Annotated in this window: 18 protein-coding genes and 3 pseudogenes; 5 read left to right on the top strand and 16 right to left on the bottom strand. The window is 40.0% G+C overall.

What is annotated here, in order from left to right; genetic code table 11:
• Window positions 1-222: 222 nt before the first annotated feature.
• From L3081_RS04370 to L3081_RS04320, 11 genes and pseudogenes are all read right to left on the bottom strand, one after another.
• Window positions 223-501, bottom strand: coding sequence for a hypothetical protein (locus L3081_RS04370; protein ID WP_242283754.1), 279 nt, complete (start codon window positions 499-501; stop codon window positions 223-225).
• A gap of 101 nt (window positions 502-602) precedes the next feature.
• Window positions 603-1,931, bottom strand: coding sequence for a Na(+)/H(+) antiporter subunit D (locus L3081_RS04365; protein WP_242283752.1), 1,329 nt, complete (start codon window positions 1,929-1,931; stop codon window positions 603-605).
• Window positions 1,931-2,266: a hypothetical protein gene (locus L3081_RS04360; RefSeq protein ID WP_242283751.1), complete on the bottom strand. Its 336-nt coding sequence runs from the start codon at window positions 2,264-2,266 to the stop codon at window positions 1,931-1,933. Before L3081_RS04360 ends, L3081_RS04365 begins: the two co-directional genes overlap by 1 nt.
• Before the next feature lie 2 nt (window positions 2,267-2,268).
• Window positions 2,269-3,735 carry a monovalent cation/H+ antiporter subunit D family protein gene (locus tag L3081_RS04355; RefSeq protein WP_242283749.1) on the bottom strand — a complete coding sequence of 489 codons (1,467 nt, stop codon included), beginning with the start codon at window positions 3,733-3,735 and terminating at the stop codon, window positions 2,269-2,271.
• A pseudogene (locus L3081_RS04350) lies at window positions 3,732-4,805 on the bottom strand (proton-conducting transporter transmembrane domain-containing protein). Before L3081_RS04350 ends, L3081_RS04355 begins: the two are co-directional and overlap by 4 nt.
• 426 nt (window positions 4,806-5,231) lie before the next feature.
• The gene (locus tag L3081_RS04345) at window positions 5,232-5,591 is read right to left on the bottom strand and encodes a cation:proton antiporter subunit C (protein WP_242283747.1); all 360 of its coding nucleotides are present in this window, start codon (window positions 5,589-5,591) and stop codon (window positions 5,232-5,234) included.
• Complete coding sequence (locus L3081_RS04340; protein ID WP_242283745.1) at window positions 5,588-6,565, bottom strand: DUF4040 domain-containing protein; 978 nt, start codon at window positions 6,563-6,565, stop codon at window positions 5,588-5,590. Before L3081_RS04340 ends, L3081_RS04345 begins: the two co-directional genes overlap by 4 nt.
• Before the next feature lie 2 nt (window positions 6,566-6,567).
• Window positions 6,568-6,902 (bottom strand): annotated as a pseudogene (mnhG, locus tag L3081_RS29335) (monovalent cation/H(+) antiporter subunit G).
• The gene (locus tag L3081_RS04330) at window positions 6,895-7,170 is read right to left on the bottom strand and encodes an MrpF/PhaF family protein (protein ID WP_242283743.1); all 276 of its coding nucleotides are present in this window, start codon (window positions 7,168-7,170) and stop codon (window positions 6,895-6,897) included. The pseudogene mnhG and the gene L3081_RS04330 overlap by 8 nt, the downstream one beginning before the upstream one ends.
• Window positions 7,171-7,172: 2 nt before the next feature.
• On the bottom strand, window positions 7,173-7,694 hold the full coding sequence (locus L3081_RS04325; protein WP_242283741.1) for a Na+/H+ antiporter subunit E: 522 nt from the start codon (window positions 7,692-7,694) through the stop codon (window positions 7,173-7,175).
• Window positions 7,691-8,176, bottom strand: a complete 486-nt coding sequence (locus L3081_RS04320; RefSeq protein ID WP_242283740.1) for a Rap1a/Tai family immunity protein — start codon at window positions 8,174-8,176, stop codon at window positions 7,691-7,693. Before L3081_RS04320 ends, L3081_RS04325 begins: the two co-directional genes overlap by 4 nt.
• Window positions 8,177-8,322: 146 nt before the next feature.
• Between L3081_RS04320 and L3081_RS04315 the strand changes: the two genes are divergently transcribed.
• The 3 genes from L3081_RS04315 (at window position 8,323) to L3081_RS04305 (ending at window position 13,466) form a co-directional block, all read left to right on the top strand.
• Entirely contained in the window at window positions 8,323-9,237 is a 915-nt protein-coding gene (locus L3081_RS04315) for a LysR family transcriptional regulator (protein ID WP_242283739.1), read from the top strand.
• 538 nt (window positions 9,238-9,775) lie between these two features.
• Window positions 9,776-12,139 (top strand): TonB-dependent receptor, encoded by a 2,364-nt coding sequence (locus tag L3081_RS04310; RefSeq protein ID WP_242283737.1) that lies wholly within the window; start codon window positions 9,776-9,778, stop codon window positions 12,137-12,139.
• Window positions 12,140-12,179: 40 nt separating this feature from the next.
• The gene (locus tag L3081_RS04305) at window positions 12,180-13,466 is read left to right on the top strand and encodes a hypothetical protein (protein ID WP_242283736.1); all 1,287 of its coding nucleotides are present in this window, start codon (window positions 12,180-12,182) and stop codon (window positions 13,464-13,466) included.
• Between the two features lie 128 nt (window positions 13,467-13,594).
• Here the strand turns inward: L3081_RS04305 and L3081_RS04300 are convergent, their stop codons facing one another.
• From L3081_RS04300 to ahpC, 4 genes and pseudogenes are all read right to left on the bottom strand, one after another.
• Window positions 13,595-14,893: an amidohydrolase gene (locus L3081_RS04300; protein WP_242285541.1), complete on the bottom strand. Its 1,299-nt coding sequence runs from the start codon at window positions 14,891-14,893 to the stop codon at window positions 13,595-13,597.
• 256 nt (window positions 14,894-15,149) lie between these two features.
• Window positions 15,150-15,737 (bottom strand): class I SAM-dependent methyltransferase, encoded by a 588-nt coding sequence (locus L3081_RS04295; RefSeq protein WP_242283734.1) that lies wholly within the window; start codon window positions 15,735-15,737, stop codon window positions 15,150-15,152.
• A 243-nt stretch (window positions 15,738-15,980) separates the two neighbouring features.
• Window positions 15,981-17,432, bottom strand: coding sequence for a catalase KatE2 (gene katE2, locus L3081_RS04290; RefSeq protein ID WP_242283733.1), 1,452 nt, complete (start codon window positions 17,430-17,432; stop codon window positions 15,981-15,983).
• Window positions 17,433-17,713: 281 nt separating this feature from the next.
• Window positions 17,714-18,278, bottom strand: a pseudogene (gene ahpC / locus L3081_RS04285) (alkyl hydroperoxide reductase subunit C).
• 488 nt (window positions 18,279-18,766) lie between these two features.
• On the opposite strand from ahpC, the gene istA reads away from it, so the two are divergent.
• Both istA and istB read left to right on the top strand, forming a co-directional pair.
• Window positions 18,767-20,257, top strand: coding sequence for an IS21 family transposase (gene istA, locus L3081_RS04280; RefSeq protein ID WP_242283473.1), 1,491 nt, complete (start codon window positions 18,767-18,769; stop codon window positions 20,255-20,257).
• Window positions 20,250-21,035, top strand: coding sequence for an IS21-like element helper ATPase IstB (gene istB / locus L3081_RS04275; protein ID WP_242283027.1), 786 nt, complete (start codon window positions 20,250-20,252; stop codon window positions 21,033-21,035). The genes istA and istB overlap by 8 nt, the downstream gene beginning before the upstream one ends.
• On the opposite strand, the gene L3081_RS04270 is transcribed toward istB, so the two are convergent.
• Complete coding sequence (locus tag L3081_RS04270) at window positions 21,009-22,469, bottom strand: tryptophan halogenase family protein (protein WP_242283731.1); 1,461 nt, start codon at window positions 22,467-22,469, stop codon at window positions 21,009-21,011. The genes istB and L3081_RS04270 overlap by 27 nt on opposite strands.
• Window positions 22,470-22,494: the final 25 nt, after the last annotated feature.

Genomic DNA, 22,494 nt, shown 5'->3' with positions numbered 1-22,494 from the left:
ATAAATTGAGGTAATAATGAACCGTTTATTTACCTTGAAAATATCACAACTATTCTAATTAAATTTGTCCTTTGGTTTGGTATATTCAACTCACTAAAAGCAAAATCTAACCAAAAGCGTTTCAAGAAAGAAGTTCTTTGTTGTAAACGCTATACCCAAGGGCAAAATCAAAGCAGTAAAGCAGGATAAGGCATCAAATACCCTGCTGACCGTTCATTACTCCTAAAGGTAGTACAACAACACATAGGCCGAAAGTAACCCGGCAATCCATAAAGCGGTCGTTCCCACAGGCCAAGAACGGGCAAACATGCCGCGTTCTTTACTATCAGCTGTATGCGGTTGCCCTAAATATTTAACCGCTATATTATGCAATAATTTTTGTAAACTCGCTCTTTGCACAGCAATCACTTCAGCCAAAGCACTAAATACCTTTTCTAGTGCTTTGTACAAGGAATAACCCGCACGTCGCCACAACCAGTCAGTATCTAAACTTATGGTCATAGTCCGTTTCATTAGTGGTAATAACACAAAGAAAGCAAGACCTGAGAATAATAGTAACTGCAAATAGAACAATACTTTACCTATTGAATAAGGCACGTAATCTACAGGGTAAGGAGCAGGCTATAAAGCAACTCAGGAAAAATCCCCAGTAAAAGACATAAACCGGCAAAAATAATCATCGCCAGACCCATATTCCATGGTGCATCTTTAGGCCGTAAACCTGAATCTTTTTGAAAAAACACAAACCAAGGAAATTTAATCCCCGCATGCAAGAAAACACCCGCAGACGCTGCCGTTAATGCCATGTACACCCACATTAAGTTTCCATCTACCGCCGCTTGTGAGATCATACTTTTTGTTGTGAAACCTGAGGTCAGTGGAAAACTAGAAATCGCAAGAGCACCAATAATACCGCAGGCGCAAGTAATGGGCATAGTTCGGAATAATCCGCCTAATTCAATACATTTGTTTTTGCCTGTACGATAAATAACAACACCGGCACTCATAAATAATAAGGCTTTGTAAACAATATGAGCGAAAGCATGAGCCGTTGCACCGTTAAGCGCCATTTCAGTGCCAATTCCAACAGCAACCACCATAAAACCCACTTGGTTAACTACAGAATAAGCAAGAATACGTCTTACATCATTTTCGAGTAAGGCGAAGATGATGCCATACATCACCATAAATAACCCTAGACCAATCAATACCGGTTCACCAGGGAACAACAATATAAGCGCTAACACGGCTGTTTTAGTGGTAAATGCCGATAGAAAAACTGAACCTGTTGGAGTAGCTTCAGGATAGGCATCTGCAAGCCATGCTGATACAGGCGGTGCAGCAGCGTTAATTAACACACCAATGAGTATCATCCAGGTGCTAAAGTCGGTTGCAAGCATAGGTTGAATTTGCACGCTTCCCGTATTAAGTACAACACCTACAATACCTATTTTTAGTACAACACCACCGAGAAAGTGCATTATCGCATAACGAATTCCTGCTGCCCTTGCGCCTGGAGTACCACCGCAAAATACCACCACGGTAGAAAATATTGCCATTAGTTCCCAATAAACGAACATGCTAATCAGATCGCCCGAAAAACACACACCAATAGCACCTGCAGCATAGGCATAAGCAGCCGCAAGTTCATACCATTTAGCTATTCGATAGGAATAAAGACCACCAACAAAAACCATAATGGCAAAAACAGTAGCAAATAGGCGTCTAAGCGAGCTACCTTCGATGGGCTCTAGAGTATAGGTAAGGAACTCTACCGTACTGTGTACACCATCAGTGATCTGCCAAATAGCCCAAAGTGTTAATACCGGAGCTAGTAATAAAACGGCAGTGCGCGCGTGGCCTTTTACTAGCCCAATTAATATAGCAGCGAATAACAAGATAAACGCGGGCGGAAATAATTCAAACCCCATTAGTGCCCTCCTCCACTATTGTCATTGTTAAGTTCAGGAGTAACTGCTTGCTTTGGTTGTTGTGATGATCCTAAGGATTGTGACGATTCATCGTAATAATTCTCAGGACGCTTTAACACCAGACCTAACAACTTAGCAACCAACACCATAATTAAACAACTAACAAACCCGTAAACAGCGCCAAAACCAAACCAAGCATCAAAACCAAAATACCCCTTAACGTAAATTACCGTCTGTGCCAATACCACGAGGGCGAGTATGACACTCGCGCCAATCCATAATTTGCGAATTGTGGACGGTCGCACTAACCAGTGTAAATTTGTTTCGTCAGTCATGATTATCCAAACCCCTTAACTATCTGGCTTTCCGGCTCAATAACCGGTGCATTAAACAAGAAGAAGCCGAGTGTTAACAGCGCGGTAATACACAGTGCTATCACAGCTAACAGTGGTGCTTCACCATGTTCTTTTCCACCTTCTTTTTCTCGCTCAAACCAAACCATGTATAAAATAGGTAAAAAGTAAGCGGCGTTAAGTACAGTACTGCCAATAATGGTAAACATAGCCACAAAATTATTGGCTTCAAATGCGCCGGCCAAAATATACCATTTGGAAACAAAACCTGCGGTTGGTGGCATACCTATCATACTCAGAGCACCAATGGTAAACGCCGCCATGGTCCATGGCATACGCCGTCCAATGCCTCGTAATTGAGCGATTTCAGTTTTTTTCGATGCAACATAAATAGCGCCTGCGGCAAAGAACAAAGTTATTTTACCAAACGCATGAGCAACCATGTGTAGCGAGGCGCCAAGCTCAGCTAAAGGTTTAAAAATTGCAGCCGCCATGACAACATAGGAAAGTTGGGCAATAGTAGAATACGCCAAAAGTCGCTTAATATTAGTTTGTCGTAATGCAACCACACTTGCAGCAATAATAGTAAACGCTGCGGCGTACAGTAGCCATTGAGAACTAGAAGCATCAAACAAAAATTCAATACCGAATATATAAATAATAATTTTAGTGATAGCAAATACACCGACTTTAACTACCGCAACAGCGTGAAGCAAAGCACTTACAGGTGTCGGAGCCACCATAGCTGCAGGTAACCACTTGTGCATAGGCATTACTGCAGCCTTACCTATACCAAAGGCAAATAAGCCAAGTAATAATCCTACCTCTGGATCATTCAATTTGTCGGCGAGAATACCGCCATGAGTAAAGTCACCGGTGCCTGCAACACTGTAAGTCCAGATTATTGCAGGTAAAAACAATGCAATAGACGTGCTGATCAAAACACCCAAGTAAACCCTTGCAGAACGTACTGTGGCGGCATCGCCTTTGTGCGCAACTAAAGGGTAAGTAGAAAGGGTTAATAATTCATAAAATAAAAACAACGTAAACAAGTTGCCGGCAAAGGCGATCCCCATGGTAGCAGAGAGCGCTAAAGCAAAGCAGGCGAAAAATCGGGTTTGATTTTTCTCTTTATTACCACGCATATAACCCACTGAATAGAGTGAATTAATCAGCCATAAACCAGAAGCTAATGCAGCAAACAACATACCTAAAGGTTCAACCGTAAAGGCAATGCTTAGCCCAGGCATCACCTGACTAACCTCTATCGAAGGGCGTCCTCCATCCATAATAACAGGAAGTAATCCCCAAACTACAAAGATCAAGGAAATTGACGTAACAGCCGTGGCTGCTTCACGAATATTCGGTCCAACACGTCCGGCAAGGGCGATGACTAACGCGCCAATAAGCGGCAGGAGTATAGCTGCTAATATAGCAGTTTCTGGTGTCATAATGCGCCCTCCAGAAGCAATACCGCAGCACTATCAGCGAGTGCTAATGGCACGTGAGGAAACAGGCCAAAGTAAATATTTAAGATAGCCACAGCCCCCGTCACTAATAACAATTGTATGGGCGCCTCAGATAACTGAGTTTCTCCTTCAATTGGCTCTTGAAAATAAAGGGCTTCAACAATTCGCCAAATGTAAACCACCGCCATCAATGAACTAACAAGAATAATGGCCACCAATACCCGACCCCAAGTTCCGCTTTGCAATGCTGCATTAATCAGTAACCACTTACTGATAAATCCTGCGGTACCTGGCACGCCAATTAAGCTTAAACCACAAACAACAATGGCTGCACACGTCCAAGGCATGCGGGTAGAAGCACCGCCCAGTACCGCTTAAACGTAAATCACGATAATGATAGGCTATACAGGCAACACCAAGAAATAAACCCCCTTTTGCCAAGGCATGATTAAACAAATGCATAGCACTACTACTAAGGCCGAAAGAACGCTTACAAAACTAGCACCGAGCAAAATATAACCGATTTGAGCAATAGAAGATGAAGCAAGTAATCTTTTAAGATGCCCTTCAAACATAGCGACTGCTGAAGCAACGAGTATCCCTAAAATGGCTAACGGCATTGCAAACATCGAAAACTGCACCACGTGATCAATAAGATTGCCTTGAAATATCATATAATCGAAGCGAATTAATACATACAATGCAACTTTTGTCGCGCAGGCAGCCAAAAACGCGGTCACCATGTGTGGCGCATGCGTATAAGCGTTTGGTACCCATACATGTAGTGGGAACACAGCCGCTTTAAGTGCTAACCCAACAGTAATAAAACCGGCAGCAACAAGTAACGGGTTTATATCACTAACGTCACCAATACGCGCGTTTATATCTGCTAGGTTCAGGGTGCCTGTCATCATGTAGATTAACCCAACACCAATTAAATAAAACGTTGCGCCAATAGTCCCCATCATCAAATATTTGAATACGGCAGGCAGTGCACGACGATCAGGGCCACCCGCGATCAATATATAACTTGCCAGTGACGAAATTTCCATAAAGACAAAAATATTAAAGGCATCAGCGGCAACGACTATCCCTACCGGCCCCGACAACGCCAAAAGCCAAGCTGAGTAAAACAGCGGCTGACGTGCAGATTCAATTTGCTGATCAATACTGGGTTTAGCCGCAATCAATGCGGCAGCACTCGCGCCTGTTACTACTAATAACATCAGCGCGCTAAAAGCATCAACCATCAGCGTGATACCAAAAGGTGCAGGCCAACCGCCAACTGCATACTCGATAGCTTGACCGTCTAGTACAGCTAAGGTAAGTGTCACCGCAATAGCAAAACTAACCAGTGCTGTAGCTGTAGCGCCGGCCCCATGCCAGGCCACGAGGTTGTAACATAACAATGATGGGTGCCGATAACATCGGCACTACAACTTGTAATACGGGAAGGTGTGCTAATAAATCCATAATCGTTAGTCAGCGTCCAAAATTTCGTTTTCTTCGATTGTGCCATAACACTCATTGATACGGACCACGAGTGCTAAGCCTAATGCTAAGGTAGATACTCCCACAACGATGGCTGTTAATATCAGTACCTGCGGTACAGGATTAGAAAATACTTGATCATCGACACCTGCTTTTATAATAGGGGCCGTTCCGCCTTCCACTTTATCCATGGTGATATACATAAGGAACACAGCCGATTGAAAAATAGATAACCCGATTAATTTTTTGATCAGATTTGTTTTACTTATAACCGCATACAAGCCCACAGTTAAAATAATCGCGAACACCCAATAATTGAAATAACCCAACAGTTCCAATAGTTTCATGAAAAATTCTCACGGGCGGCAAACGCATGGTAAATTGACAGCAAAGCACCGCAAACAGCCATACCAACACCGGCCTCAATAAATAAAATACCTAACTGTTGCCCAACTACAGGGTCTGTAGCCAAGACAGAATAATCTAAAAAAGCACCTCCCATTAACATGCAAGCGACTCCTACACCACCATATAAAAGTGCTCCCCCGACAACCATGCCGAGTAACACCGAACGAGGTATTGCTCGTAAAGCAGAAGATTCTCCTTCCAGTAAGGCGTAAAGAATCACGCCTGTAGCAATAATGGCACCGGCCTGAAACCCACCACCGGGGCCATATTCACCATGAAACTGTACATAGAGACCAAAAAGCACGATAAATGGTATCAGTAGCCGACCAACCACTTGAGGTATCAAGTGATGACGTAGACCACTCTCTTTTTTAATCACTTGTTCAGTTTTTCTTGTGGGCTTTACACTCAATATAAATAAAACACCGATACACGCTGCGAACACAACAAACACTTCGCCAAGTGTGTCGTAGCCACGAAAGCTACCAAGAATTGCCGTAACCACATTGGGAATATCTATATATTCTGGAGTTTTTTCTAGATACCAAGGAGCCACATGTTGATGTACTGGAGCATCAGGGTCACCAAGGCGAGGTTTGTCAAAGGTGGCGTAAATAATTAACAAAGCTAAAACACCAACAGTACAAAAAGCAACCCAACGACTTCCTTCACGAGGTTTTTCTCGATCATCAGTTAAAGATAAAGCACAAAGGAAAATTACCGTGGTTATTCCAACAACGGCCGCTTCTGTTAATGCGACATCAGCTGCATCTAATATGAAAAAATTAGCCGCCATTAATAAACTAAATATTGACGTTAACATTACGGCAACAAATAAGTTTTTAGCGCGCACAATAGCAATGGCAGTAATGACAAGTAAAGAGAGTAAAAAAACCGCAAAGATAAATATCATGTTTACTTATGTTCCTTTGGTTCATCACTAGCGGATCCAACGTCAGGTTTGAGTCCAGATAAGAGTGCAGCATTGGCTAACGCATAGGTAGAAGTAGGTCCTGTTAACAGCAGAAAAACCATGATAGCGAACAGCTTTAACGTCGCCAACGACAGACCACCTGTAGCATGATGCCAGAAAAAATTAAAATGTTACCCATAGAATCAGTAAGGCTTGCCGCGTGAATTCTGGCATAAAAATTTGGTAATCGTAGTCCACCAATACCACCAATTAACACGCAAGCACCACCAAGTAACAGTAGTATCCAACTTAGAATATCGAGTACGAGATCAATCATCTTGAGCCTCCGACTTTTTCCTAACCCGGTTTTGAAAATATTCTAAAACAGCAAGCACACCAACCATATTAACTAAGGCGTATGCTAGGGCAAGATCGAGAAAATCAGGTCGGCCATAAAGAAAGGCAATCACTGACAATAATAAAACAGTTTTAGTGCCGAATACGTTCACGGCTAATACGCGGTCGTATGCACTTGGCCCCATTAGCGCTCGCACTAACGCCAAAACCATGGTTATTAAAATAGCAATAGAAACAACTATATACATTTTTATTTATGCTCCAGAGCAGCAGCTCGTCGATTAGCCTCACCTTTTAGTAATTCCTGTGCACTTTCAGCCGTCAGACAATGAACGAGTAATTTTCCTTTATGTAAATCCAAAGTGACTGAACCTGGAGACAAAGTAATTGAATTTCCCAAAATTACATGGCCCACATCTGTTTTAGTTTCTGCTTTAAGCTCAACCACTGTAGGACTTATAGAAAGAGAAGGTTTTAGGATCAATTTAGCCACATCAATACTCGAAATCGTAATTTCTCGTAGTAACCACAGCCAATATCTTGGTAAACGCGGTATGAGTCTAAGCATCGCCTTATGATGACGAAAAAACCCCATGCGATGCGCCAAATAAGCGCTAAGTACACAAGAAAAAGCACCCAAACCTAAAAGCAGTGGTTTGTACAATCCCGACCAAAGTAGCCAGGAAAGTGCAAGAACCAATAATAAAAGTAATATAGAAGATATTTTTGCTTTGCCGCTCTGCAGCACATAACTAGTTTGCATTAGGTTCATTCTTTACAGGGATAATTTTTCATCAACGACTTATAGACAACCTCCATAGCCGGTTCATCTTTATCGCGGTTGTCTAATTTAATTTGTTGAGCAGCCAAATCGGCAACAACAACGTTCACTACTTCTCGTAATGGCAGGGGATCACCCAGACAAAAACCTGCTAAGCCGGCAGCTCTAGAACGATCGATTCTATTTGGCATACGAGTACGAATTGCGCGTTCAGTGAATGTTTCCTCACCTGCAATAGCACTTTCGGCATTTAACATCACTCGGGCATCAGTCGCTATTGCACCATCAATAAAACCTTGGATATAGCGAACACAATATTGCCCGTCAACACCTTCTGTCTCATTAACCATGAGTGCACAATGTGATGCAAGTTCTTTAGCCGTAAGTACTTCCAGAGCCTTAGCCGATGGTACTGATAACAATTGAACACCCAAGAAAGCGACAAACATTAACGTAAATTTATTAGTCGGCATATTAACTCCTTTCAGGTAATTTCTATATTTATAGCTAATTATCCATAGCAATAAAAGTCGATTTTAGTTGATTACATATCAACAAAAAGTTGATAAGTAAGGTAGAATGATAAAGATTAGTTCATCAAAAAAATTTAGGAGGTTACATGGCAAAACTTAATTACCATCACTTACAATATTTTCATGCCATAGCAACACATGGCAGTATAGCTCAAGCATCCAAAGTCTTGCATATTACGCCGCAAACGTTGAGTGCTCAGTTAAATTTGTTAGAAGAACAACTAGGGTATAGTCTATTTGTTCGAAAAGGTAAACGTTTAGTGCTAAATGATATGGGGCACATAACGCTAAGTTATGCACAAGAAATTTTCAGCTTAGGTGATGAATTGATTCATTCATTGAAAAATCATTCAACTGATTTTTCTTTTCGCTTCTCTATTGGCGTCACAGATGTTATCGCCAAAGTGTTTTCATTTAATTTATTAAAAACCATCTACACAATGGACGACTCTATTAAGTTAGTGTGCAAAGAAACAAGCTTAGACGTACTTTTTGGTGAATTAGCGGTGAATAAACTGGATGCAGTGTTAAGTGACACCTCATTGCCAACAGGATCTCCTTTAAAAGCATATAGCCACCTTGTAGGTAAATGCGGTATTACTTTTTTTGCTCATAAAGATCTCGCTAAATCTCTCACGGTTAACTTTCCTTACTCGCTTGACGGCAAGCCATTTTTTACAGTCAAAGGATCAAATCAGCACCTAAGTGTTATCTCTTGGTTTAATGAACTGAATATATCCCCCAAAATAATAGGTGAACTTGACGATTCAATGTTAACTATGTATTTCGGCGAGTCAGGCTATGGTGTTTTTTGCGCCCCCACCATTATTGAAAACTATGTAACAGAACAATTTGATGTCGAAATTATCGGAAAAACAACGGAAATAAGTGAACATTATTATTTAATATCGCCCGAACGAAAGGTGAAACACCCTGCCGTTCAACATTTATTAACTGAAGGAAAGAAATTATTTAATCGGCCTAACAGTTTAAAAATATAATTTTAATAGATAATAAATTAAAGCTTCAGAAGGTAATGAATACCAACAATTTGTGTGGCTAAGCCAGTCCGATAACTACGGTTTAACATATAGCTAAAATCGTAGTTTAGAAACACAATTTCTAACAATTATTAAGCAGTTAAACAAGCTATTATTAAATTATGTTTACTCTTCAGATTCAATAATAAAAACTTCAACCCACTTACCCAGAATTGTTTCAATATCACAAAAAAAACATAATAACCAATTAATTGTTATATTGATAACCCCCCTCACACCAAAAATAAATATAGTTTTTGATTATAACTCTCTGTTTCACGCATATATCAACTTACTTACCACAATAGTTTAAGCCACTATATTAACTACATTTAATATTAAGAATCATTTAATTAGGAACTAAAAAATATACTTTTACAAACATTATCGCTTCATATTACAAAAATGTCTTCATTGTTAAAAACGCCTTGCGTAGTGTTACATTATAACATAACATTGCCAAAAACTGTTATAACATAACAATAACATAAGAGGAATCATGAATAATCTATCCAAAATTATCAGCTTACTACTGGCTGTTTCAGCAAGCGCAGAATTAAATGCTGAACAAATTCAAGGCATCATTAAAAACAATCAAGGAGGGAGTATTTCTGGCGCTACAGTAAAAATAATGGGAACGAATCATACCTCTACCACCAATGAAAGTGGACTATTCACCCTAGAAGCAAAACCAGGACGTTATGAACTGCATATTGTTGCAGATAATTTTGTTCATAGTAATGTTGACGTGAGTGTTAGCAAAAATACTGGTGCTGAATTAACCGTATCTCTTGATAAATCAGCGTTAGAAATTATAGATGTTCATGCGACACCTTTTCATAGCTCGAACATTGAATCAGCTCTACCTATTACGGTATTGCACGGTGAAAATTTACGCATGCGTCAAGAAAACACCTTAGGTGATAGCCTAAGTAAAGAAGTTGGCGTACACAGTAATTTTCATGGTGGCGTAGGCGGCACGCCAATTATTCGAGGGTTAGATGGGCCACGCGTGTTGGTGACTCAAAATGGTTTAGATGCGGGTGACGCATCACGTATCGGTCCTGATCATGCGGTATCTACTGAAACATCCACAACAGAGCGTATTGAAGTTTTACGCGGACCCACTACATTATTTTACGGTAGTGGCGCCATTGGTGGTGTAGTTAACCTAGTTGATGAAAGAGTACCTCGTAGCACAGATACTAAAGGCGAATGGTTAGTTGAGCACAACAGTAATAATGAACAAACCTTAGCATCAGGCTCAGTTAATGGAGGTGTAGGCAAAATTGCAGTACATGCTGATGCTTTTTACCGTGATAGTGAAAACTACCAAATACCTGAAAAAAATGGCATCGACGAAGTAGAAAATTCAGCGGCTGAATCAAGTGGCTTTACTTTAGGTACAAGCTATTTACTCGACAATGGCTTTGTTGGTCTGTCTTATCAAACGTTAGATCAAGAATACGGTATTCCAGGTCATAGCCATGGTGATGAAACAATCGAAGTACTATCCGATTTAAAACAAGAACGTTGGCAGTTGTTAAGTGAGTTAGATATTAACAATCAGTATATCAAATCAGTTAATACCAAATTTGCTTACACGGATTATCAACATAGTGAATTAGAAGTGGGTGTTGTTGGCACCACATTCAACAATGAAACCATAGAAGCACGTACTGAAATATTACATCAAAATATTTGGAATTGGCGTGGTGGATTAAGTCTTCATTATAAATCAAGTGACTTTACTGCCGTTGGCGAAGAGGCATTTACACCGCCATCAAAAACAGACTCAATAGCATTAGCGTTAATGGAAGAACGTCATTTTGGCGAAGTATTAATACAACTTGGTGCCCGTATTGAGCGTACCGAAATTACTGCAGCAACAGTGCGCTTACCTGAGATTGAATTATTGTCAGAACTAAGTGCTGAAGATTCACATGATGAACATGATCACGACCATGCTACAGACGCAATCACGCGTAACTTTGAAGTTGAACATATATATACACCCGTTAGCCTTTCTGCAGGTTTAGTGTGGGATTTCAGTGATAGCTACAACTTAGCCTTATCTTTATCACATTCTCAAAGAGCCCCTTCTGCCTCTGAACTCTTATCTTTTGGCCCTCATATTGGTACAGGGTCATATGAAGTAGGTGCACTATTTTCGTTACAAAACCCTGAAGGAGAAACACCTTATTTTGGTTTAAATAATCAAGATTTAAAAATGGAAACTGCTAACAATATTGATTTAAGTTTGCGTAAATTTAAAGGTGATCTTGGCTTCATTCTTAATGCCTTTTACAATCAAATAGACGACTACTATTACGAACAAGCTACTGGTTTATCTGCCATTAGTGAGCATGAACATGAGCATGATCACGCAGAGGAAGAGGAAGAAGAAATCACATTACCTTTATTTGTTTTCACAGCTCAAGATGTCACTCTATATGGTTTTGAAGCGCAAGCTGTTTGGCAAGTAACTGACGAATTCTCATGGAAAATTCAAGGCGATATTATTCGAGCAAGTTTAGATACAGGGGGAGATTTACCTCGCACGCCACCCGCACGAATCGCCACCGAATTTAGTTATCAAGGAGAAAAAATTTCTGCTGACTTATTTATTAATAATTACTTCAAACAAACGCATACCGCAGCACTAGAAAGCTCAACCGATGGTTACGTGATGGTTGATGCCAATGTTAATTACCATTTTAGTTTAGGCCAACACGACCTAGCTGTTTATCTAAAAGGTAAAAATTTAACCGATGAATACGCCCAAGTGCACACCTCATTCTTAAAAGATTTAACACCATTAGCAGGCCGTTCTTTTGCTATTGGCATTCGAGGCTCATTTTAATTCTATCCCTGGATATACAATAATTTAACAAAGGAATAACATGAAAAAATTTACTTTAAATACCTTAGCTTTAGTTTGCGCCACTGTTTTAACAGGCTGTGGAGATTCAGAAACAAACATTGTCGAATTACCGCCAACAATAATAGAGGATACAGATGATCATAGCGAAGAAGTAGGGAAAGGGCGTTTAGCTATTGCCGCGGCAGATCAAGCCGTTGTTCATATTTTTAATCTAGAAGACAACAACTTAGTTGAGTCTATAACGCTAACTAACCCTGCAGAATATTTATACGCAAGTCCAGAAAATCGTTATGCTGTAGCGGTACAACGTTCATTTGATACTGTTGAATTTGTTGATGGTGGCGTTTGGCAAGAACTACATGGCGATCATTATGACCAACACAATGATGATCCTGTATTATCAAATTTTGCTTTATTTGATGTTAAACCCACTCATTATGTTCCGCGTGGCGACCAAACCGTAGTATTTTTCGATGGTAATAAAGATACAGGTGTTAACGCGAGTTTAAGTATATTAACTGATGATAGTATCAGTGCAGAACAAACCGTTGCCAATCATGATTTTGATACTTATCTACACGGTACAGCAGAAATTCGTGGCGACTATGTTTTAACAACATTACGCGACTCTGACTCTGAAAGTAGTTTACCAGAATCTATTGCAATACTTGAATTACATAACGATCACTTTCATCAAGAGCAAATCCTTGAAACAACATGCCCTGCTTTACATGGCAGTTTCCAAAATGAAACGCATATAGCTTTTGGTTGCAGCGATGGCGTTTTAGCTATTGAGCAACAAGGCAATGTTTTTAGCGAGTACAAAATTTCTAATCCAACAAGTTTCGCTGAAGGTGTACGTATTGGCTCGTTAACTGGTAGTGCAGAAAGCAATATAATGATCGGCACCGCTTCCTCTGAATTCTATCTAATTGATTTAGCGGCACAAGATATCACTCAGTATAACTGGCAAGCAGAAGATGATTTAACCTCTGTAACCTATGGTTTTGATGGCCATAATGAACACCTGTTGATACTTGATAGCAAAGGCTACTTAAATGTATTTCCTGCTGAAGATAACTGGCAATTAGAAGAGCGATTTCAAGTATTTGATAACTTAGCCGTAGATGCAACCCCCTCAATCGTTGCATCTAAAGCCGATGATTTGATTTATATTATTAACGAACAACAAGTCACAGCCGTTGATTTACACGAAGGCGAAGTAGTCAACAGCTTTGAATTAAATTTCACTCCAGGAAACGCAGCATGGCTTGGTATAGCCGTAGAAGAAGAACACGAACATTAATCATATAAATACATCAGTGTAATTAAAGAGTTGGCTTGCAGCCAACTCTTTATAAAAGCAAAGCTAAAGTTAACGATAAGCTTACGAAAACAGTGCTCTACAAGTATTTTTTAATGCCGAGCAGCAGGTTATTTAGCTTGTGCCATATAGTCAAGTGTCAGTTGCGTTAAGGTCGCTGTGCCCGTTTTAAATGAGGACTCATCAGCAAAAAAGTAAGGCGAGTGATTACTGGCTGCTTTTTTTGCATCTTTATCGTGGGGTGTACCGCCTAAAAACACAAACAAACCAGGTACTTCAAGCGCATAAAATGAGAAGTCTTCCGCACCTGTAATCTTTGGCATAACGGTAACATTCTCTTTTCCTGCGGCTTTCTCTAAACTTGGTAACATTTGCGCAGTTAAATCAGGGTTGTTCACTGTAACGGGATAGCCTTTATATATATCAACTTCTGCCTTTGCTCCTGATGATAAGGCTATATGTGTTGCCGTTGTTTTAATTTTTTCAAAGATCTGTTGTCGATTATCCATGTCAAAATTGCGAATAGTACCGACCATTTCAACTTTATCTGGGATAATGTTGTTACGTACACCGCCCGAAATTTTACCAAAAGACACAATAGCAGGTTCTTTAGTAATATTAATTTGACGACTAACAATCAAGTTAATACCATTTACAATCTGCGCTGCAGAAGCAATAGGGTCTACGCCATTCCAAGGCGTAGAACCATGTGTTTGTTCACCATGTACTGTAATTTCAAATCTGTCTGCACTTGCCATAAATGGGCCACTTCGATAACCTATAACACCAGAAGCAAGGCGAGACGTTATATGTAAACCAAAAGCAACATCAGGTTTATAACGCTTAAATATTCCTTGTTTTAACATAAGCTCTGCGCCGCCCTCTTCACCTTCTGGGGCACCTTCTTCTGCAGGTTGAAACACAAACATTACATTACCGTTTAACTGCTCTTTCATGCCGGCAAGTACTTCTGCTGCCCCCATTAACATAGCGACATGTGTATCGTGACCGCAAGCGTGCATAATTCCAACATCTACACCGCGATAGTTAGTTTTTTTTGTTGATTTAAAAGGCAAGTCTACCTTTTCAGTAACAGGTAATGCATCCATGTCAGCACGTAGCATTACCGTTGGACCAGACTTTGCTCCCCTTAAAATGGCAACAACTCCAGTATAGGCAATATCAGTTTCTACCTCCAAACCAAGGTTTTTTAAATGTTTTGCAACAATACCGGCAGTGCGAATTTCACGATTGCTTAATTCAGGGTTTTTATGAAAATCTCGTCGCCACTCAATGACTTTACTTTCGACACTTTCAAGTAGCTTAGTTTGCTCACTTGGCACTGCAGCTACAGTAAACGCGGCTAATAAACTGATAGAAATACAGCCAGATAAAATAGATTTTTTAATCATTGCATCATCCTTATTGATTCTTCATTATTGTAATTATTTGAGTGATTAGTTACATTCGATGACGAAATATTAATCACTGGCTCAAAGTTGAAGTCAGTGTCAATTAATAAGTCAGCTACGCACCTTGCTTATAAAAACAACAATAACAGCATAATGACGCTTCAACAAGCGGCTAGAAATAGTTTACTAAAATGTATCGCGAAGCAAAACCAAGTAAACGACAGAGCCCTACTTGAAATGCATTGTCTTGAGACTATTTCAGAGTTCCAATGGCTTGAATTACTGCCCCTAAACCATTGTGATTAATTCCTTCATGTACGACTCGTTCAAGAGTCTCTAGATGGCTAAATGTAAAATTTGGGAGTTCTTTTATTAACGTTTCTTTTGAAATCATCATTGAAGCTACGGGTGGCCCTCCCGTTTTATAGTCTAACTGTTCTGGTCTGTAACCTTCTAGTAAGAAAACTCCCGAGGGCTTAATTGCCCGTTCAATTCGTTTATATAAAGCTTGCCTAATTGTTAGCGGTAAATGGCAATATATAGAAACAATACCGTCCCATTTATTTTCTCCAAGATCAAACACTTCCAAATCAGCGCATACGGTTTCAATAATTACGTTATTTTCTTTAGCAAGTTTTTCTGCTTTCTTTAAGCCTACACTTGATATGTCTACTGCAGTTACTGAGTATCCTAATTTAGCAAGAAATACTGCATTTCTTCCTTCACCTTCAGCAAGCAACAGCACTTTGCCTTTTGGTATGACTTTGTAATGACTTTTAAGGAAATCATTCGGTAATTTCCCATAAACATATTCTTCTCTATCGTATTCTGTGTCCCACATAGTCAACTCTCTTGTTACTTAAGGTACCTATTGGCTGCCTTATAACGAGTCTGTAGAATAACTCGCTTTTATTAATACTTTATAATGAAAATACACTAGGGTCTGTTAACTATCTATCAGTGAATAGCAGCCACACCAACTGATTGATGAGTGAAAGGTTTGTAAAATCCTTCTATTATGCACAGTTACAATAAAAGGAATTTACCATGGCTGTCACTTGTTCAAGTTAAATAGGTACAATCTCTACGTATTAAATTCGCTCACTGCAATACCAAGTAATTTACCTATACCTTCACCATAAGCAGGGTCTGCTTTATAACAGTGCTTTAAGTGTCGTAATTGAATTTCTTTTGGTACCCCGTCTAAGTTACGTGCCGTATTACCAAACAGTAATTCTTGCTTTTCTGGCGTCATTAATCTGAACAAGTCACCAGGTTGAGAGAAGTAATCTTCATCTTCACGATGATCCCAATGTGCTGCAGCACCATCTAAGTTTAAGGGTGGCTCAGAAAAGTCAGGTTGTTCTGCCCATTGGCCTTGATCATTGGGTTCATAACCCGACGTACTGCCATAATTACCATCCATTCGCATTGCGCCATCACGATGATAGCTATGCACAGGACAGCGCGGGGCGTTTACTGGAATATGTTGGTGATTAACACCTAAACGATAACGTTGTGCATCCCCATAAGAAAATAAACGACCTTGTAGCATTTTATCAGGAGAAAAACTGATACCTGGTACTACATTTGCCGGATTAAATGCTGCTTGTTCGACTTCAGCAAAGTAGTTGTCAGGATTACGATTTAACTCAAACTCACCCACTTCAATGAGTGGATAATCTTTATGTGGCCATACTTTGGTTAAATCAAATGGATTATAAGGTACCGTGGCCGCTTCACTTTCTGGCATCACTTGAACTTTCAAGGTCCATTTAGGAAAGTCTTTATTATCAATACTTTCTAACAAATCAAGCTGATGACTTTCACGATCACGTCCAACAAGCGCTTCGGCTTCGGCATCCGTTAAGTTTTTAATACCCTGTTGTGTAACAAAGTGAAATTTCACCCAGTAACGTTCATTATCACTATTGATAAAACTAAAGGTGTGACTGCCAAAACCATGCATATGGCGATAACTTGCCGGAATACCACGGTCACTCATCACCACAGTCACTTGATGTAATGCTTCAGGTAATGATGTCCAGAAATCCCAATTGTTTTTACCACTACGCATATTCGTACGGGGATCACGTTTTACCGCATGATTTAAATCTGGGAATTTTAATGGGTCACGTAAGAAGAATACTGGCGTGTTATTACCCACTAAGTCCCAGTTACCTTCTTCAGTATAAAATTTTAAGGCAAAACCACGAATATCACGTTCTGCATCAGCAGCACCACGTTCGCCGCCAACGGTAGAGAAGCGGGCAAATAATTCAGTTTTTTTACCAATGGCTGAAAATATTTTCGCTTTAGTATATTTGGTAATATCATGAGTTACGGTGAATGTGCCATAGGCTGCAGATCCTTTAGCATGCATGCGGCGCTCAGGGATTACTTCACGATCAAAATGTGCTAGTTTCTCTAAAAACCACACATCTTGTAATAACTGAGGACCACGTTTTCCTGCGGTTTCAACATTCTGGTTATGGGCAACAGGACAACCTGCTGCGGTGGTTAGTTTCTTACTCATGATTCATACCTTCTTGGTTTAACTTAGGTGGTTAACTTTAGTTGATTTTAGTTTAGTTGGTTTTTTCAATTTATTTTGATTCAAGTTAATTATTTTCGCTAATCTTCTCTATTCAGATAATTAAGTGCTGAAAAGTGACATTTTGAACTATTAAGTTATTGAGCCATCGAGCATTGCGCCATCTAGCATTGCATTACTGAGATGAGTGAGTAAAAACAGGGGATCAATACCATCCCCCACCCAAATAAGTAAATAACTGAGGTTACTTAATAAATTAGCGCTTAAATTTTTCCAACTAGGTCTAAACTTGGTGTTAATGTTGCTTCGCCTTGTTCCCAAGCCGCCGGACATACTTCACCATCGTTTTCGCGAACATATTGTGCCGCTTTAACGTTACGTACCATCTCTTTTGCACTTCGTCCGATGCCGCCAAAGATGAATTTGTGCAACTTGAATAACACCGTCTGGGTCAGCTAAAAAAGTGCCACGATGTGCCATATGATCTTCTTCAATCATCACATCAAAACCACGCGTAATGATGCCTGTTTGGTCGCCAAGCATTGGAAACTTAATTTTACCAATGGCTTCTGAAGAGTCGTGCCATGCTTTGTGTGAGAAGTGTGTATCTGTCGATACTGAATAAACCTCAACGCCTAGCTTTTGTAGTTCTTCATACTGATTTGCCATATCTTCTAATTCAGTGGGGCAAACAAAAGTGAAGTCTCTTGGGTAGAACAAAAAGATTGACCATTTACCTTTAACACTTTCAGACGTTACTTCAACAAACTCGCCATTATGGAATGCTTGTGCTTTGAATTCTGGGATAGTTTTGCCTATTTGAGCCATGAGTATTTTCTCGCTTATTTTCAGTTAACGTTAAGCATAAAATGTTCTATTACGCTTGGTTTAAAAAGCTTGTTTGCTTTCGATGTGTGTATAGTAGGCTGAAACTATAAATTAATATATTTGATTAAATTGAAGTTTATATTCTATAAAATAGAACCAAAAGAGTACTTAATATGTTTAAAGTGAGTATTTCCTACAGAATTTTTTCAAAGATTTACTAACAAAGAAAGCCTCAACATTGCTGTTGGGCTTTCTTTGTTAATAGGTGAGTTAACACTTAAATTAACTTTCCCATAAAAACAAAAGTATTGATTTGAAGTGGATAGTAAATTACTTATTACTAAGTACACTATATTGACGCAAAAAGTCAGCGTGCATCGGCAAACCTTCCACTGTCTATTAGGCGACAATTAGCTTGGCCGGTTCACGACAATTAGCTTGTCTGGTTTTGGTACACTTCAGATATATCAAATTCAACAGAGAAAGATATGTCTGGAAAACCCATAACCAAACAACAGGTTAATTTATATATGTCTTATCGTAAGGACCATAAACAAACAACAGCTGCCGCCCAAGCGGGGATGTCAGAGCGCACAGCCAGTCGCATTGATACAGGGCAACATTCAACAACAAAGCAACCTAGAGCATATCGAACCCGAAAAGATCCCCTTGATGGTGCCTTTGAACTACATCTTATTCCACTACTTAAAGCAGATCCTAAGCTTCAACCTGTAACGTTATTAGATCAGCTAGATAACGTTATGCCGGGTAAGTTCGGCCGTAACCATTTACGCACGTTGCAACGTCGAGTCAAAAAATGGCTAGCCACTGAAGGGCCAGATCAAGAAGTCATCTTTCGTCAAAAGTATATGCCAGGATTTATGGGGATATCGGATTACACCTGGATGAATAAGCTCAATATTAGCATTGCCGGTGAAGCCTTTGAGCATAAACTTTTTCATTACAAGTTAGTGTTTAGTGGTTGGTCGTATGCTCAGGTTGTCTTTAGTGGAGAAAGCTTTGAGTCACTTTCCACAGGCTTACAAAATGCTTTTTGGCGCAGTGGTGGCGTACCACAGACACATCGAACGGATAGCTTAAGTGCCGCATTCAATAACCATTATGAACAAGAAACCTTAACCGAACGTTATCAAAAACTATGCAAACATTATGGCGTTATAGCGACTCGCAATAATAAAGGTGTGGCGCATGAAAATGGTGCGATTGAAGTGGCTCATAGCCATTTAAAACAAAAAGTAGATCAGCAATTGCGTTTACGCGGTAGTCGTGACTTCGCGACAATTACCGAGTATCAATCGTTTGTAGATCTAATTGTCGCCAAAATCAATCGTCAATGTAAAACACGCTTTGATGAGGAGCGCAAGCACTTAACCGCGCTACCAAAACGCCGTACTAACGATTTTAGTGAGCAATATGTTAAGGTCACATCCAGTAGCACTATCAGCATCAAACGAGTGACATATACCGTACCTTCCAGGCTTATTGGTCATCGTTTACTGGTTCATATTTATGATACCCGGCTCGCTTTATTTCTTGGTCATGAAGAGACTTTATCACTGCCCAGAATTTATGCCCAAGGGCACCGAGCACGCGCGGTAGACTATAAACATGTGATCCACTCACTGGCGAAAAAGCCCAATGCCTTCAAATATTCACAGTTACGAGAAGACTTAATACCAGAAGGTGATTTCAGTTTATTGTGGCAGCAGTTAACCGCGCAGCACGTTAGTGACAAAGACTGCCGATATATGGTTGATCTATTATTACTCGCTCATAACTATCATTGCGAAGACGCCCTTGGCCGCTATGTACTGAAAAACCATGAGCAAGGCAAACGTATATCGATTGATATGTGTCGTAAATTGTTTGGCCCTAGTATGGTTACAGTACCTAATATTGTCAGCCATCAACATCACATAAGTGATTATGATAGCTTGCTTGGAGGTATGCATGGCTAACATTCAAAGCTTACCAATATTGTTGAAAGAGCTGCGCTTAAGTGCGATAGCCAAAGAATGGGAAGTTATCGCTCAAAAGGCCGTGTCAGAGCAATGGGAGCCTGAGTTGTTTCTTGCTGAGTTATGCGAACTTGAAGCGAATCATCGCCATGAGAGTCGCTTAAAGCGGCTTCTTAAAGAGAGTAAATTACCCGTAGGTAAGCAGCTTCATCAATATGATTTTGACGAAATCGAAGGGGTAACATCGCTACAAATCAAACAAAAAACGAATCAAATAGATTGGGTTAGACAAGGTCATAATGTATTACTGTTTGGGGCAAGTGGCTTAGGGAAAACTCACTTAGCGTGTGCGATAGGTTACTCATTACTGGAAAAGTCGGTGCGAGTTAAGTTCAGTACTAGCACGACGATAGTACAAGAATTACAACGTGCTAAAGAAACACTAGGTTTGAATGATGCCTTAAGAAAACTCGATAAATATGAGCTATTGATCTTGGATGATATTGGCTATGTGAAGAAGAATGATAGTGAAAGTCAGGTATTATTTGAATTGATTGCTCATCGATATGAACGAGGCAGTATGTTGATCACATCAAATCAAGCTTTCAGTGAGTGGGATAGTATATTCGGTGACAACATGATGACTGTTGCAGCTATAGACCGACTTGTACATCACAGTGATATCTACCAAATACAAGGAGAAAGCTACCGTAAAAAACAAGCAATGAAAATAAACTCAAATACCGCCAAGTTAATTGACGCCGACCGGACAAGTTAGTTGACGTCTAATAACTGTCGAATTGATATGATGCTTTAATTCGTTAAACGCTTTTCGTAAGTTATCATCTTTAACTAAGCGACCCATTTGATGATAGCCCTCAACGTTAATACCCTGTCCCAACATGACTTGATTCCAAGAATCAACACGAAAGAGATCGCCATCATTCTGAAACGCTATTGAAGTTTTTGTGTATAGTTCCATCCTATGTCGGAGTGAATCCGGAATATCCATCGTTGCAACGTGTTGCCAAAAAGGCTCTGGCCGTCTGTTCAAGGTATAATGCAAGATAATGAAATCTCTTATGCTCTTTACCTCTCCATCAACGTAGGTGTTGTAATGTGTTTGTAGCGCTTCATCCATGCCATTAAAAGGAAACATCTGTACTAATCTTGTTGCTGCAATCTGACTAAGATGAATACTGGTGGATTCAAGTGGTTCGAGAAATCCACTAGAAAGCCCAATAGCCACACAATTCTTAAACCATGCTTTTTTACGTTTACCTGTTTTAAATTTTAGTAAACGAGGTTGCGTGATCATATCCCCTTCAAGATTTTCAGTCAGCAACTGAAGTGCATCTTGCTCAGAGAGATAGTCACTACAAAAAACCAAGCCATTGCCCACTCTGTTTTGTAGCGGGATACGCCATTGCCAACTGGCATCACGAGCAATCGATTTTGTATATGGGGGAATGTCCTGTTTACCTTCGGTTTGTACAGCCCAAGCACGGTTCATAGGTAACCAATGTGACCAATCTTCAAAACCTACTCCCAAAGTTTCGTTGATGAGTAGCCCTTTGAAGCCAGTACAATCTATAAATAAATCACCTTTAACACTTGTACCATTACTTAATACAAGGTTGTTAATGTGTCCATTTTCACTATCCATTTCTATGCTTTCAATCGTCCCCTCTACTCGCTTAACACCTCGCTGTTGACTCAATTCACTTAAGAATGAGGCGTATAAACCTGCATCTAAATGATAGGCATAATTAACGTTGGCTTTATCGTCTTTGCCAAATCTTCCTGCTTTAGCGGCTTTAAGTTCGACGCAATAATCTTGCAGTTCGCCTCCACAACCTAGTGTATTTGCATGTTGCCAAAGGTGTTGAAAGTCCCCCATCCAAGTGGAACGACCAATCTGACCAAAGGCATGAAAGTAGCTCTCACCTATATCTCCCCAATTGCTAAATTCAATACCTAATTTGAATGTCGCCTGAGTTTTTCGCATAAATTCTTGCTCGTCTACACCAATAAGACGATGATAGGCTTTGTGCGTGGGTATCGTTGCTTCACCCACGCCAACGGTTGCAATATCTGCAGATTCAACAAGCGTAATATCAATCAGGCTGCCCAATTGACTCGATAATGTAGCAGCGGTTATCCATCCTGCGGTACCACCACCTGCGATAATCACCTTTTGTACCTTTTGCATCTAAAACTCCTATCTGCGAACCAAA

It is taken from the genome of Colwellia maritima (assembly GCF_022669015.1).
GTDB classification, from domain to species: domain Bacteria; phylum Pseudomonadota; class Gammaproteobacteria; order Enterobacterales; family Alteromonadaceae; genus Colwellia; species Colwellia maritima.
Note: the sequence above shows the minus strand (reverse complement) of the source record. Positions and strands in the feature narration are given on the sequence as shown.

What these genes read in the sequence shown, in the direction of transcription:
- L3081_RS04330 (WP_242283743.1), bottom strand. Translation starts at nt 7,170, where the DNA reads ATGTATATAGTTGTTTCTATTGCTATTTTAATAACCATGGTTTTGGCG.
- istB (WP_242283027.1), top strand. Translation starts at nt 20,250, where the DNA reads ATGGCTAACATTCAAAGCTTACCAATATTGTTGAAAGAGCTGCGCTTA.
- istA (WP_242283473.1), top strand. Translation starts at nt 18,767, where the DNA reads ATGTCTGGAAAACCCATAACCAAACAACAGGTTAATTTATATATGTCT.
- L3081_RS04325 (WP_242283741.1), bottom strand. Translation starts at nt 7,694, where the DNA reads ATGAACCTAATGCAAACTAGTTATGTGCTGCAGAGCGGCAAAGCAAAA.
- L3081_RS04310 (WP_242283737.1), top strand. Translation starts at nt 9,776, where the DNA reads ATGAATAATCTATCCAAAATTATCAGCTTACTACTGGCTGTTTCAGCA.
- L3081_RS04305 (WP_242283736.1), top strand. Translation starts at nt 12,180, where the DNA reads ATGAAAAAATTTACTTTAAATACCTTAGCTTTAGTTTGCGCCACTGTT.
- L3081_RS04370 (WP_242283754.1), bottom strand. Translation starts at nt 501, where the DNA reads ATGACCATAAGTTTAGATACTGACTGGTTGTGGCGACGTGCGGGTTAT.
- L3081_RS04270 (WP_242283731.1), bottom strand. Translation starts at nt 22,469, where the DNA reads ATGCAAAAGGTACAAAAGGTGATTATCGCAGGTGGTGGTACCGCAGGA.
- L3081_RS04345 (WP_242283747.1), bottom strand. Translation starts at nt 5,591, where the DNA reads ATGAAACTATTGGAACTGTTGGGTTATTTCAATTATTGGGTGTTCGCG.
- L3081_RS04365 (WP_242283752.1), bottom strand. Translation starts at nt 1,931, where the DNA reads ATGGGGTTTGAATTATTTCCGCCCGCGTTTATCTTGTTATTCGCTGCT.
- L3081_RS04340 (WP_242283745.1), bottom strand. Translation starts at nt 6,565, where the DNA reads ATGATATTTATCTTTGCGGTTTTTTTACTCTCTTTACTTGTCATTACT.
- katE2 (WP_242283733.1), bottom strand. Translation starts at nt 17,432, where the DNA reads ATGAGTAAGAAACTAACCACCGCAGCAGGTTGTCCTGTTGCCCATAAC.
- L3081_RS04295 (WP_242283734.1), bottom strand. Translation starts at nt 15,737, where the DNA reads ATGTGGGACACAGAATACGATAGAGAAGAATATGTTTATGGGAAATTA.
- L3081_RS04360 (WP_242283751.1), bottom strand. Translation starts at nt 2,266, where the DNA reads ATGACTGACGAAACAAATTTACACTGGTTAGTGCGACCGTCCACAATT.
- L3081_RS04320 (WP_242283740.1), bottom strand. Translation starts at nt 8,176, where the DNA reads ATGCCGACTAATAAATTTACGTTAATGTTTGTCGCTTTCTTGGGTGTT.
- L3081_RS04355 (WP_242283749.1), bottom strand. Translation starts at nt 3,735, where the DNA reads ATGACACCAGAAACTGCTATATTAGCAGCTATACTCCTGCCGCTTATT.
- L3081_RS04315 (WP_242283739.1), top strand. Translation starts at nt 8,323, where the DNA reads ATGGCAAAACTTAATTACCATCACTTACAATATTTTCATGCCATAGCA.